The organism is Aphanizomenon sp. CS-733/32 (assembly GCF_028330045.1).
Lineage (GTDB): Bacteria > Cyanobacteriota > Cyanobacteriia > Cyanobacteriales > Nostocaceae > Dolichospermum > Dolichospermum gracile.
Genome location: NZ_JAQMSE010000238.1, coordinates 1 through 12973 on the forward strand (window position 1 = coordinate 1; position 12973 = coordinate 12973).

Here is a 12973-nt window from a genome sequence, read left to right on the forward strand (position 1 = left end):
AGAATAAGAAAGTGTTCGTTTCCTCCATGTTCCCTTCCTTCGTGCTACGCACATTAGTCAGGGAACTGTCGTCAACTCACGCGCCATTCATCCCACGCTCCTAAGAGTGAGACGTGGGGCTTCTGTCGGTTAAGCTAAACCTAAAGATATGCTACCAATTACTCCCGCTTTCAGGGATTCTAACCGTTCTGCCATTAATTCCATAATTTTTTTAACTCTCCTATCAATCTAGTTAATGAATCCACTGCATTTTCCCAGTATGATGGATATTAGAGCCGTTTTGTAATTATTTGAAAAGTAGAACTATGATTTTGACACTGGGTTGGGTATCGCTGTTGGTTGTGTTTACTTGGTCTATTTCTATGGTAGTTTGGGGACGCAACGGACTATAGAGGCATCGTGGAAAGTCCATTTTTGGGTATTTTAGCCTTATTTGGCGTGCTGCTGCTAGTAGGAGTCACTGGTGGTGTTGTTTATCTAACATTAGCAGACTGGCGCGATCGCCGTCGTCTCGAAGACGAAACCCGCGAAGCCCGACGTAGCACTAGCAAGGGAAAATGATTCTATTGCAGCTTATGTATAGCTGTATTTTGCGTTAAAAAGTGTTTATGTAGGGATAATAACTATTTCTATCCCTACATAAATTATACTTATATACAAGGGAATTTATCTATGAGAATGTAGATGGACAATGGGTTTGGGCGTGATCAACCAAAATAAGCGATCGCAGTTTTACCGAAGATCCTACCCGACTTTATATCATTATTTCTCTGCGTCAAATGAAATTCAAGAAATATAGAAAAAAATATACCTGTTTATAGCCAGAAACTACAAACAAGTACAATTAAAAATAACAGTAGTTTATTAAAAAAACAAAATTATTAGTCGTTATCCCACTCTTCACGTCCGATTAAATCACCGATGCGATCGCGCAGTAAAAAATCACATTTCTCTAATTCACATTCTACACAAACCCACTCTCTAGCCGGGATAAACTGGCAAAGTGTATATATTGGTTGTTGACGACCAACCATTCCCCTCTCCACCAGTCGGCGTGCTTCGTCCTGAATAACATTCAGAGAGTAGTAATTGTAATTGATAGAAGGCACCGTATTCACAGTCATGGTTTTTTCTCACAAAATTACATCAAAAATACATTTAGATAGCGTTCCCGTTATGCACGAGGAACAAACATGGCAATAATTAAACCTGTGTCCAGGGTTTTGTAGTTTGCTATACGGAACTATTATCATTTTGACGCTATACACCTCCAAATTATCTAAAGAAATGTTAAGTTTGTCAACAAAGGATGACATTCATGGTATTTCAACTTCATATTCCTAAGATAACAGCAGTTAAGTTTACTAATCAAACCTAGATATTTACATTTTTAACATTAACTTGTATTAAAATTATTAAAATCATACTAAATTTGCTTCAGCGTTAACTTTATTAGCATATATAAGTCTATGATTTTTGACTTCTATCCTAAGACACAAGATTTGCAATACCCATAACTCTCCAAAAATAGGGAATCAAGGCATTGCCTATTATCCCCACCTAGAGTGCTTTAACTAGCAACAAGTTCCAAATTTATTTATATTTTGGTTAACTTTGCATTAATAAATCATTCAGCCATCTCTTCTACTACCCCATCCACACTTGCTGATGCTCGTTGTTGCTCCAGTTGGTTTAATAAACTCAGCACCTTAGTACCTCGTTCTATAGAACGATCTTCCACAAAGATCACTTCTGGAGTCCGTCTTAATCTGACTCTAGCCCCCAATTCACTGCGAACGTAACCCGTAGCTGACTTTAAACCAGCCATTGTTTCCGTTTTCGCTTCCTCCGTTCCATAAATACTCACAAAGATGGTAGCGTGTTGTAGATCCCCAGAAACATCCACATCGGTAACACTGACCATTCCCGTACCCACACGGTCATCCTTAATACCGTTGAGTAGCATTTGGCTAACTTCCCGTTTAATTAATTCAGCAACGCGGGAAACGCGGCGATTTGTAGCCATATAAATTCCGCCTTCTCACAGAGGTTTAATAACATGATTCTAAACGTAAATGAAAGTGGACGGTGCATAAAATCAACACTTTCCCGGCTTTTGGGTTACATTGAACTCAATCCCAGCATAGCCCGCACGGTAAGCGTTACGAAAAAAAGACCACCAGTAAACAAGCCTAAAATAGCCATCAGCGTCACAGGACGTTTTAATAATGGAAACAGCGGTTCGAGGGTATTCAGAAAAATACCCAAGACAATGCTAACTAAATACCGAGGGTAGCGAAAGACGTTATCCCAAAATCCATCAAACATTTGAATTTAGACTGCCTTATTATAGACTTTATTGATCAATACCTTGTCCATTTCCTGCTTTGTTGGGTTCAGGGACAGCCCAACCCAACGCTTATGTTGGGTTTCATGCTATTGCTTCCCGTTCACGCAGGGATACGTTTACGTTCCACAACCCAACCTACAAATCAAGGCTTTTTCTAATTTAGACAAGGTATTGTTGATTAGTTAGTTTTTAGTTTAATCCTAAGTAGATGGTAAGTCAAATCCCCGAGCAAACTTACTCACGTCCATTTTGGGGTTTATTTACTAAATAAAACTTGTTTTCATGGACTTCTCAAAGAAAATTTAATGTCTCTGTAGGCAAATATAAAAATCCGGGTATTTGTCAGGAACAAATTTTGAACCTGGCATCTCAAACACTAAAAAAGTAGGAATTAAACATTCTTAACACCAACCTAAGTAGAAAGGCGTAAAAAACCGAAGTATGTAACTAAAGGTAAAGTTGCCCCAAACCCTCTTCCGTCCTGTCTTCTACCTTGCCCTAACGATAAATATTCATGCCCGTCTTACCTAATATTTCCATAAAAATGCTGGGTTTCCTTGCGTCAACCCAACCGACTAGATGGAACTTAATTATTTTTGGTTTCAGCATGACCGTTACGAATAGACCATGCCAATTCTAACATTTGCGTCCAGCGTTTTTGCAGTTGTTTAGGAGTACATTGAACAGCTTTAGAAATAAGTTGATCACTTTGACAAGCAGTTTTTAGTTCAAAAATTTGCTGTTGCTGTGGTGTGAGTTGATTCCAAAAAATATCCCATTGCTGGGAAGACAAACCTAACTTATGTTCTAAACCAGCACCTAACCATTGATGAACTAATTGCCACTGGTGCTGTTTGGCAAACTTCTCAACATGATATTTAAATCTTTGTTGTAAATAATCCCGTTGACGACTGGTTAAACCGAGAATTTGGTCAATTTCTGGTGCAGAAAGATCCTGGAGTTTGAGAGTCAAGTAATTCATACAATCAGATTGTCCTTGAGACTCCAGATATTTCATCAATTCGGTAATCACGCGATTGCGTTCCGATTCTTCCGAAGGGTCAAAACCAGGTTTAGCAATCATTTGTGAGCGAATTTGCTGCACTGCCACATTGCGTTGATAAGATTCGGCTTCTTCCGTTTTCGCCGAATCCACTGCCATTTCAATATCTACAGTAGTTTCTTGGGGTTGGCGACGGGCAAAACCTTGAGCGCGTAAAACAATTAGTTGTTGATTAGCACCACCAGGTAAATTAATCCGGCGTTTGGCATATTGTTCTGTAAATGCCATATACTCAGCTACTTGTAACTGAGTACGGGGGGTGTAATCTTCAGGTAGTTCGGTTTCTCGACGGAAAGCTTTAATTGCTTCGATATAAAAAGCTTGTAAAAAGTCTTCAATCAGATTGTAACGAGCCTCAAATCCTAAATCTGAGCCAGCAACAGTTACGTGACGATAAACAATTGCGCCTAAGCTACTGTGCAATTCTACTCGTCCCTGTTTAGAACCAAGTTGATAGTAACGCAGACATTTTTGTAAACGATGTCTTCCTAAAGTAATTTGCCAAGACTGAATTTGTCCTGAGTTTTGAATGCGGGAGCTTTTATCACATATCCGTTCCACTTCTTTAGCTATGCGGACAACAACATCTTGTACACCTGAAGTGGCGGATTTAACTTGAGATTGCATCTCATGGGATAAAAGTTGTACTAATGTATCGCTGGTAGGAACAGACAATTCTTCAAGAGAAATATAACTATCAAAAGCAGATGTAGAATTAGGCAGATTGGCGATGTTAGCTTTCATGACTTTTCTATAAAATTGGTATTGCACCTTAACTCAAACGCATATACAGTATTTAAGTCCAGTCTCAGGAGTAAAAATCTTTGGGGATTTATGCCTCAAAACTCACCAACTAGACTCCTGATATGTAAACACTGTTGGAAATTTCCAAAGTTAAGGGCTTGTTAATTGTGTCGCTTTATTTTTAGCAACTAAATCAAAGATGGCATAATAGATATTCACTCTGAGGACAAATTGCCAAAACCTTAGTCATGCTAAGATTGGCCAGTAGCCTGTGTGGCGTAGCCATAATTTCATGACTGGGGTAAGAGTGCCTGGGAGGATGACAATTTCAAAATTGGAGTCAGGTGATCATAATAATTAGGGCAACGGAGTCCAAAACAAGGGGTTGCACTTGTAAAGCTTTATTCTTAAACCCAAGTAGCTACAGCTTCCCAACCTAAACCTCTCCGAATAATAACTGGTTCTTCATCGGTTAAATCTAAAATGGTAGACACTTGATATGTAGGTTCTTCGGCAGTGTCAATAATGATATCTACCAATTTATCCAAATGGTCGTATAAATCTACCCGTGACAACATTGGTTGTTTTCCGTTTTCAACTATTTCCTGATCTTCCTCATTTGCTCTAATATGAGCAGAAGTGGAAATAATTGGGTTTCCTAACGCTTCCATTAATGCCAAGCAAACGTTATGATTTGGCACTCGAATTCCTGTGGTTTTGCGTTTGGGATTTTGCACCAGTCGCGGTACTAGTTTGGTCGCAGGGAGCAGAAATGTGTAGGGTCCTGGTATTAACCGTTTCATAATCCGGTAGGCTGTATCACTTACGAAGGCATAAGTCGCCACATTGGAGAGTGAGGGACATAAAAATGTCAGTGGTTTATCATTTGCTAACTGTTTGATTTGCCGCACTCTTTCCACCGCCGACTTGGCATTCAAGTCACAACCAATTGCATAAACTGTATCTGTAGGGTAGAGCATGATAGCGCCACTTAATAACGCTAACTTTATTTCCTCTATTCGGCGGCTTTGAGGATTATCAGGATGAATGGTGAATATTTTGGCCATAATAAGGTGGGGAGTAGGTGACAGGTGACAGGTGACAGAGAAGAAACAGGGGTGTAGGATGCAGGGGGCAAGGGGGAAGAATTTTCCCAATGACTGATGACTAATGACTAATGACTAATAAATTTATGAATAAAATTGTTTATCTTCAATGTCCAACAGGGGTTTCTGGTGATATGTGTTTGGGGGCGTTGGTTAGTTTGGGTGTACCTGTGGAGTATTTGAGAGAACAACTTAATGGCTTGGGACTTGGGCAGGAATACCGATTGCGGGCGGAATTGGTTCACCGTCAAGGTCAACAAGCGACTAAGGTTGATGTAGATTTGGTTTCTCATCATCACCATCATCATGATCACAATGAACATGATCACCACCACACCCGTCATTTGCCAGAAATAGAGGAGATGATTGTTAAGGGGAATTTGCCAGTGCGGGCGGAAGCTTGGAGTTTAGCTGTTTTCCGACAGTTGGCAGTTGCAGAGGGGGCTGTTCATGGCATCGCATCGGAAAAAGTTCATTTTCATGAAGTGGGTGCGGTGGATGCGATTGTGGATATTGTTGGTACTTGTTTAGGTTTGGATTGGTTGGGTATTGATTGCGATCGCTCAGGGGTGCCTTTGCTATACTGTTCTCCATTTCCCACTGGAGGTGGTACTGTTAATGCGGCACATGGAAGAATGGCTGTACCAGTACCAGCGGTGTTAAAGTTGTGGGAAATGCGGGGTTGTCCAGTTTATAGCAATGGTATTGACAGAGAATTGGTAACACCAACGGGGGCGGCGATCGCTACTACCTTAGTTCAAGACTTTGGTTCACCACCACCAATGACTATCAAAAAAGTAGGATTAGGGGCGGGTTCTCTAGATTTACCCATTCCCAATATACTACGGCTTTGGTACGGTGAAAATGAATCTTTACAGACTGATAACTCTAATTTAGCGGAATATTCCCCAAATTTAGAACCGATTACTGTCCTAGAAACTCAAATAGATGACTTAAATCCTCAAGTATTTGGTTATGTATTTGAGGCTTTATTTGCTGCGGGTGCGGTGGATGTGTTTACTCAACCGATAGGGATGAAAAAGTCACGAACTGGAATTTTATTAACTGTGATTTGTCATCCTGAAAATTTAGCTAGTTGTGAAGCGGTGTTATTTCGAGAAACTAGCACTTTAGGCATTCGTCGCACTACTCAAAAACGGGCAATTTTACAACGAGAAATGCAAAATGTAGACACTATTTATGGAACAATAGCGGTAAAAGTGGCATGGACAGGAACAGCTACGGAAAAGGTAATTACTAATGTGCAGCCAGAATATGAAGATTGTGCAGAATTAGCACGACAACATAATATTCCTTGGCGAGAAGTTCATCGTTTGGCCTTAGAAAGTTGGTATTTGCAAAATCAAAATTAGTTCTTAAATTAGATGGGCGATTGGAAATCGCGGCTACACAAGCAAAGTCCACCTGCGTGGACTAATATTAATTTAACCCACGTAGGTGGATTTTGTCTGTGTAGAAGTGAATTCTATGCGCCCAATATTTTCAATATTCACAAATCAAAAATGAAGAAAATTATCCGGTGGTTGATTTTAGGTGGAACGCTGTTTTTTTTATTGAAAGCGTTAAAAGATAATTGGTTAGGAGTTAGTGCTATTCGGATTAATATTACCGGATGGTTAATATTGGCAACTGCTACAAGTGTAACTTTATTGGCTCATATTTGGGCGGGTTGGATTTGGACTTGGGTACTCAGGGAGTTAAATCAATCTGTATCTGCTATTGAGTTTATCCAAGTTTATTTAAAAACGAATATTGCTAAATATTTACCTGGGAATGTCTGGCATTATTATGGGCGAATCATGGCGGCTAAAAATGCTAATATCCCTACAAATATTGCGACTTTAAGTGTTTTGTTAGAACCACTATTAATGTTAGCAGCAGCTTTAATTATTATTGTTTTATTTGGTAGTCAACTTATTGTTAATAGTCTAAATTTTAATTTAATTATTATCCAATTCTTAGCCTTAATAATTGTCTTATGTGTACTTGATACCCGATTTTTAAACCCAGTTATTCAACTTTTAGAACGTTGGAAAAATAAAAAACCTGATGGAGAAAATCAGCTAATTGATATTTTTATAATTAAACGCTATCCGGTGAAACCATTATTAGGAGAATTAGTTTTTTTAGGGTTGCGGGCTGCTGGATTTATATTAACTATAATGGCGTTAACTTCTGTAAATTGGGAGCAAATACCCTTATTAGTGGGAGCTTTTAGTTGTGCTTGGGTATTGGGGTTAGTTGTTCCTGGTGCGCCTGGTGGTTTGGGCGTGTTTGAAACCACAGCGATGTTACTATTACAATATCATTTTCCGGTGGCCTTAGTGATTAGTGCGATCGCTCTTTATCGTCTCATTAGCATCATAGCAGAAACACTCGGTGCAGCCTTAGCTTGGTTATGTGAAAACACTCCTTTTTAACCTCCTTCCTCCGTGTCCTCTGTGCCTCTGTGGTTCGATAAATTAACCTTAAACCACAGACGCACAGAATGAAAAAAAGATATTAATCTCCAGTAATAGAAAGTTCACTCACCCAAACTCTGGGAGCAACTCCTCCTGGTGTTAATTCCACCTCTTTCTCCACATAAACAATAGATTTGAGAAGTTCCAGAAAATCACCAGCTACCGTTGCCGACTCAATACTAACTTTCTCACCTTTATTAACTAACCAACCATCAAAAGGTAAAGAAAAAGAACCTTGTAAAGCCTTAACACCCGCATGGAGAGCTTGTAAATCATCAATTAAAATCACATTTTCCGCAGTTGCTAAACTCAATTCTTTCTCAGGCGTTCCTGCTGCAAAAACATGATAAAAATTAGGACTAACGCTGACTTTTGCGCCAATACTAGCATTACCTGTAGGTTGAGCATTTAATCTTTTAGCAGTTCCCGCGCTATGCAAAAAACTGGTTAAAATGCCCTTTTCTATTAACTTAATTTGCCGGGTTGGTGTACCTTCACCATCAAAACTTTCTGCCCCAATATTAGCAGGGTGTAAAGCGTCATCATAAACTGAAAGTAAAGGTGAAGCAATTTCTTTACCAATATCATCAGCTTTCGATAAACTTTGATTATCCAGAATATTTTGGGCGTTAAATAAATTAGAAAAAGCACCTAACAAACTTAAAAAAGCTTCAGGAGAAAAAACTACTTGATACTTACCAGTTTTGATTTTTTCATAATGCAAATGACTGATAGTTTTCTCAGCAGTTTCTTTGATACAACCAGCAATATCTAAATCAGCGACACTTTCCTTAACTCGATAAGCACCAGCACTGCGAGGCTTTTTACCTTCTTCTTCAGTTTTGCTGTACAAATAAATAGAAGCCAAAGAATGAGATTCAGTTCTTAAAGCCCCTTCACTATTGAGATAAAATCTGTCAATATCTCTTTGTGCTAACCCATTATAAGGTACTCCCTTAATAGCAGAATGAGTTGCTAATAATTCTTTTTCTGCTACTAATAGCTTTTCTATTAGTTCAGAAACAGGTGCTTGGAGAGCTTTTTCTTGGTGTTTATTAGGGATAGGAATAGTTGCTTCTGGACTAAAATCAGGAACATTTTCTTTTACACCAAAAAAGCTGGCTTCGTAAGCAGTTTTTAAAGCTAATTCTAACCCTTTGGGATCTACATCTGTAGTGCTGGTAACACCCATTGTATTTTCTTCATTCCAAACTCGAACTGTTACCCCAGAACGATTAGAAGCCTTGACTTGTTTGGGTTCTCCTTGGTCAACTTGAACGCTGGTATCATCTACAGTTGAACCGTAAATGTCGAATTTTTTAATGCCGAGTTTAGCGGCATTTTCTTGGGCGTAAGTGGCGATTTCCTGTATTTTTGTCATGATGAATTAATTTCTGAATTTTGAACGCGGATGAACGCAGATAATATGGCTTATCTGTTTTTATCTCAATACAGTTTAGTTAAAAATTTTTTCTTCTCTCTGTGTCCTCTGTGCCTCTGTGGTTCGTTTAAAAAATGACTTTCACAAAGAGTTCTAGATTTAACTAAACCGTATTGGTTTTTATCTGCCGCCGACAGTGATAGAATCAACCTTAATATGGGGTTGTCCAACAGTTGTATAAATACTGCCACTAACAGAACCACAAAAGCCGGGAGCTAATTCTAAATCTTGAGAACATAGGGAAATTTTATTCATAATTTCCTTTGCTTCACCAATCAAAGTAGCACCTTTTAATGGTTTGGTAATTTTGCCATTTTCTATTAAATAAGCTTCATCAACGCTAAAGTTAAATTGACCTGTTGCGCCGACACTGCCGCCACCCATTTTCTTACAATAAATGCCTTTATCAACGGAGGAAAATAAGTCTTCTGTGGTGTGTTCACCACAATCAATATATGTATTTCGCATCCGACTAGCAGCAGCAAAAGTGTAATTTTGACGGCGGCCACTGCCTGTTCTGGGGTGTCCTGTCCGCACTGAACCGGTTCTATCAGCGAGGAAGTTTTTGAGGATGCCTTTTTCAATTAATAATGTTCTTTGGGCGGGCATTCCTTCATCGTCCATATCAATAGTCCCAAAGGCGTTATCAGTGCGTCCTTCATCCCAAGCAGTCAGGCTTTCATGGGCGATTTTCTCACCTTTTTTATCGGCAAATGGTGTGGTTTTGTGTTCAATTTGAGTGGTTTCTAAAAGGTGTCCGCAAGCTTCATGGAAAATTACACCGCCAAAATGATTGGCCATGATAATGGGGTAAGTTCCTGATTCTACGTAATCTGCATAAAGCATTTTACCGGCTGATTCGGCGATTTGTTCGGAGGCTTGTTGATAATCCCAGGTTCTCAGGAAGTTAGCGTCACTGGTGTTACCAGCACGTTCGCCAATGGAGGCACGGTTAGCGCCGTCAGCACAAAGGAGGTTAAACCCAACTGACTGGGTGAGGCGGATATCACGGGCAAATGTGCCGTCACTGGCAGCAACTAATACTTCTTGCCAATCACGGAAGTAGGAAGCGCGACGAGATTGGACGTGGGTAGCTTTTTTGTTAAGTTGGGCTGTACCATCCAGGAGGACTTCTCCCATTTCGCGGATAGAACTACATAAGGGCAGCCAACCGTCTTTACCGCGTTTTGTGGCGTAGTCTCTGAGTAATTCTAGGTTGATTTCGGGGATGAAACCAGTGGGACCAGGTAGTTGTAAGCCTAAGATGGAAAGGGCTTTTTCTAAAGCAGCTTTTAAACCGGCAAATGTGAGGTTATTGGTGCTAACGTAGCAGTCAGCTTTGCCACGAAATACCCGCACTCCTGCACCAGTAGCTAAACTGGGGGAAATGCTGGTGATTGTGTCTTCTTCGGCTAAACAACTGATGTAGTTGCGGCGTTCTAGGAAGTATTCTACAAAATCAGCACCGGCAGCGCGTCCTAGTCCCAAAAGGGTTGCCAGGGGGGCTTCCCAAGTGTCATCGAAGCGTTCTGTGGTGGATAAATATTGTAAACTGGGAAGTTGATTTGAGAGAAGTAGGGTGTTTGTAAGCATGAAGTGCCTCGGCTGCTGGCGTTATCTACAGATGTGACTGAAAAAATCCTGGTGTGTTCAGTCTAACAAATCTATGAAAGCTGTTGTTGGCAGTTAGGCTGTAGGGTTTTCCGCCATATTGTCTAATTGTTGTTGTGTTACCTCACTTAAGATCCCATCATGAAAGTGATATTGTTCAGCCTGGAATAGTTCTAGAATTTCTGGATACGGGTATTTTTGTAAAACTTTGTAGCACCAATAAAATAAAGTTCTCAGGTATGCACAGGTATCAGGACGAGATAAAATATGTTCAACTCTGAGAAGTTTTAGTATTTTTCCACCATCCTCTTTTTCATCAAATCCAGGATATAACTTTTTAAATTCATTTTTAGGATGGGGTATTTTTTCAACATCTTCAGGATAATCCTGTAAAGGAGTTACTAAACCTAAAGCTATATTGATTGCGTGAGAATCAGCAAAGTAGTAGGCTTCAATCATGTTTACTAAAAAATGAACTGAAGCACGCTTTTTTTGTTCTAGTAAAATCAAATCTAGTGCTTCTCGATATACTTGGAAAACTTGTGGAGCTTTGCTCACTCTATCTTTTTCTAAGTCATCTACTAACAATACATATCTACATGAATTTTCTAACAAATAGGATCTAGCTACACAACCAATTTTTTGCTGATTTTGAGTCAAATCCTTCTTGTTTGTTCCAATAATAGATAAAGTATGTTTTTTAAGAGAAGTTCTAGGCGAAAGCTGTCCAATACGCCTAATAATTTTAAATGTACATATACCAGTTTTTGTGAGATTTTTGAATAAGCTTGGTAGATGCTCTGTTTCAGTTTCACCTGTAACAATCAATCCAAATTCAAACCCAGAATAGCATGGCTGGTTGCTAGTGATATTTTCTCCATTCATTGACTTAATTCCTCAGTATCAGACTGACTTTGGGGGGCAATCATTTCAGCCATATATAATGAACCTGTAGCATATTCTTCTAACAAATATTGAATATCTGTTATTTCGCTAACCTTTTTCATCACAGTTTGACCATTTTTATCAAGTTCCATTGCCCATATATTTTGTGGCTCAAATTGACTAATTAAAACTGGTGAATGAGTGGCAATAAATACTTGTTTACTCAATTTTTCTGTAGCCAGTTTTACTGCTTTACCAAAAACTGCCAATGCCCAAGGATGAAGAGATATATCAGGTTCATCTAATAAAATTAAGGAATAACTATTAGGTTTTTCAGAAAATAAGGCCGTGAGATTAATAAGCATTTGAATATATCCGTCAGATACTCCTGAAGCTTGAATTGGTTTACGTCGTCTTTTGTCTAAAAAATTTGCATAAACTGTATTTCTGCCAGTTTGCTCAAAATATAAACCATCGAAAGCTGGGAAACTTTCGCGCATGAATTTCATAATTGTGTCATATCTATCATCAATTACTTGTCTATCATGTAAGTTTCTCAAAACAGACCATAAATTTTCACATCTATCTTGTAATCTATCACCAGGTTCTGATTCTGAACCGGCTCTTCTCAGATTAAATAGAGAAGCACCTCTTAAATGATAAGAACGTGCAGCACGAAGTAATTTGTCTAACTCTGATGCAGCACCATCACCTTTCCCAAAGGCTACATAGCTAGTTAGGGCAAGTTTTTCTGGTTCTCTGAGAGTGATAGTAGTTTCATCTTCTCCCATAAATTGATAAAATGTTGCCTTATCACTACCTATGGTTCTATTAATAAGTAATTGATTATTAACTTTATTAACTAATCTTTCACCCGCAAAAGCTTCAATTCTCCCAGAAGATAATCCAAATGAAACTTCATATTTAGTTGATTCATCTTCTATTTCAATTAATATATTGTCTGTTTCACTTGCTCCATCCCAAAGAATACCAATTCCATGATCTCTAAATGAGGAAGCTGAATCAACTCCTCTAATTGCACAATCTCTAATAAACCAGATTGTATCTAGAAATGTTGATTTTCCCGCTCCATTGGGTCCAAAGAGAATATTGAGGGAATCAGGTGAAATATGAACATCTGCCAGGGAGCGGAAGTTCTTGATATGTAAATGATTGAGTTTATTCGGCATGACAATATTTTACTTCAATAAGATAGATACCTAAATGTAGTTTACAGTAAATATTAAAATTGTTGATAATTTAGCCAAGGATTTCTCCCATTTCCCGGAT

The 12973-nt window shown here is 38.9% G+C and carries 13 protein-coding genes; 4 read left to right on the forward strand and 9 right to left on the reverse strand.

Annotated elements, in window-relative coordinates:
• Positions 1 to 305: 305 nt before the first annotated feature.
• Positions 306 to 392: a cytochrome b6-f complex subunit PetN gene (gene petN, locus PN471_RS20410; protein WP_013189847.1), complete on the forward strand. Its 87-nt coding sequence runs from the start codon at positions 306 to 308 to the stop codon at positions 390 to 392.
• 7 nt (positions 393 to 399) lie between these two features.
• Entirely contained in the window at positions 400 to 561 is a 162-nt protein-coding gene (locus PN471_RS20415) for a hypothetical protein (protein WP_271778405.1), read from the forward strand.
• Positions 562 to 881: 320 nt separating this feature from the next.
• Here the strand turns inward: PN471_RS20415 and PN471_RS20420 are convergent, their stop codons facing one another.
• The 5 genes from PN471_RS20420 to PN471_RS20445 all read right to left on the reverse strand — a co-directional run bounded on the left by PN471_RS20420 (position 882) and on the right by PN471_RS20445 (position 5224).
• Complete coding sequence (locus PN471_RS20420) at positions 882 to 1124, reverse strand: DUF4327 family protein (protein ID WP_028091717.1); 243 nt, start codon at positions 1122 to 1124, stop codon at positions 882 to 884.
• 503 nt (positions 1125 to 1627) lie between these two features.
• Complete coding sequence (gene rbfA, locus PN471_RS20425) at positions 1628 to 2026, reverse strand: 30S ribosome-binding factor RbfA (RefSeq protein WP_193895369.1); 399 nt, start codon at positions 2024 to 2026, stop codon at positions 1628 to 1630.
• A 95-nt stretch (positions 2027 to 2121) separates the two neighbouring features.
• Entirely contained in the window at positions 2122 to 2328 is a 207-nt protein-coding gene (locus PN471_RS20430; protein WP_072033605.1) for a DUF751 family protein, read from the reverse strand.
• 608 nt (positions 2329 to 2936) lie between these two features.
• A complete protein-coding gene (locus tag PN471_RS20440) occupies positions 2937 to 4157 on the reverse strand; it encodes a HetZ-related protein (RefSeq protein WP_271778406.1) in 1221 nt (406 codons plus the stop codon).
• 407 nt (positions 4158 to 4564) lie between these two features.
• Positions 4565 to 5224: an L-threonylcarbamoyladenylate synthase gene (locus PN471_RS20445; protein ID WP_271778407.1), complete on the reverse strand. Its 660-nt coding sequence runs from the start codon at positions 5222 to 5224 to the stop codon at positions 4565 to 4567.
• A gap of 125 nt (positions 5225 to 5349) precedes the next feature.
• On the opposite strand from PN471_RS20445, the gene larC reads away from it, so the two are divergent.
• Positions 5350 to 6636: a nickel pincer cofactor biosynthesis protein LarC gene (gene larC / locus PN471_RS20450; RefSeq protein WP_271778435.1), complete on the forward strand. Its 1287-nt coding sequence runs from the start codon at positions 5350 to 5352 to the stop codon at positions 6634 to 6636.
• Between the two features lie 150 nt (positions 6637 to 6786).
• Entirely contained in the window at positions 6787 to 7704 is a 918-nt protein-coding gene (locus PN471_RS20455; RefSeq protein WP_271778408.1) for a lysylphosphatidylglycerol synthase domain-containing protein, read from the forward strand.
• Positions 7705 to 7786: 82 nt separating this feature from the next.
• Here PN471_RS20455 and PN471_RS20460 read toward each other — a convergent pair whose 3' ends face one another.
• From PN471_RS20460 to PN471_RS20475, 4 genes are all read right to left on the reverse strand, one after another.
• Positions 7787 to 9127, reverse strand: a complete 1341-nt coding sequence (locus PN471_RS20460) for a TldD/PmbA family protein (RefSeq protein WP_271778409.1) — start codon at positions 9125 to 9127, stop codon at positions 7787 to 7789.
• Positions 9128 to 9307: 180 nt separating this feature from the next.
• Positions 9308 to 10780, reverse strand: a complete 1473-nt coding sequence (locus PN471_RS20465; protein ID WP_271778410.1) for a TldD/PmbA family protein — start codon at positions 10778 to 10780, stop codon at positions 9308 to 9310.
• Between the two features lie 93 nt (positions 10781 to 10873).
• A complete protein-coding gene (locus PN471_RS20470; protein WP_271778411.1) occupies positions 10874 to 11683 on the reverse strand; it encodes a DUF4276 family protein in 810 nt (269 codons plus the stop codon).
• On the reverse strand, positions 11680 to 12873 hold the full coding sequence (locus tag PN471_RS20475) for an AAA family ATPase (RefSeq protein ID WP_271778412.1): 1194 nt from the start codon (positions 12871 to 12873) through the stop codon (positions 11680 to 11682). Before PN471_RS20475 ends, PN471_RS20470 begins: the two co-directional genes overlap by 4 nt.
• Positions 12874 to 12973 lie beyond the last annotated feature (100 nt).

Excerpts from the sequence above, each read along its gene's own strand:
- petN (WP_013189847.1), top strand. The coding sequence starts at position 306 with ATGATTTTGACACTGGGTTGGGTATCGCTGTTGGTTGTGTTTACTTGG.
- PN471_RS20420 (WP_028091717.1), bottom strand. The coding sequence starts at position 1,124 with ATGACTGTGAATACGGTGCCTTCTATCAATTACAATTACTACTCTCTG.
- rbfA (WP_193895369.1), bottom strand. The coding sequence starts at position 2,026 with ATGGCTACAAATCGCCGCGTTTCCCGCGTTGCTGAATTAATTAAACGG.
- PN471_RS20430 (WP_072033605.1), bottom strand. The coding sequence starts at position 2,328 with ATGTTTGATGGATTTTGGGATAACGTCTTTCGCTACCCTCGGTATTTA.
- PN471_RS20440 (WP_271778406.1), bottom strand. The coding sequence starts at position 4,157 with ATGAAAGCTAACATCGCCAATCTGCCTAATTCTACATCTGCTTTTGAT.
- PN471_RS20445 (WP_271778407.1), bottom strand. The coding sequence starts at position 5,224 with ATGGCCAAAATATTCACCATTCATCCTGATAATCCTCAAAGCCGCCGA.
- larC (WP_271778435.1), top strand. The coding sequence starts at position 5,350 with ATGAATAAAATTGTTTATCTTCAATGTCCAACAGGGGTTTCTGGTGAT.
- PN471_RS20455 (WP_271778408.1), top strand. The coding sequence starts at position 6,787 with ATGAAGAAAATTATCCGGTGGTTGATTTTAGGTGGAACGCTGTTTTTT.
- PN471_RS20460 (WP_271778409.1), bottom strand. The coding sequence starts at position 9,127 with ATGACAAAAATACAGGAAATCGCCACTTACGCCCAAGAAAATGCCGCT.
- PN471_RS20465 (WP_271778410.1), bottom strand. The coding sequence starts at position 10,780 with ATGCTTACAAACACCCTACTTCTCTCAAATCAACTTCCCAGTTTACAA.
- PN471_RS20470 (WP_271778411.1), bottom strand. The coding sequence starts at position 11,683 with ATGAATGGAGAAAATATCACTAGCAACCAGCCATGCTATTCTGGGTTT.
- PN471_RS20475 (WP_271778412.1), bottom strand. The coding sequence starts at position 12,873 with ATGCCGAATAAACTCAATCATTTACATATCAAGAACTTCCGCTCCCTG.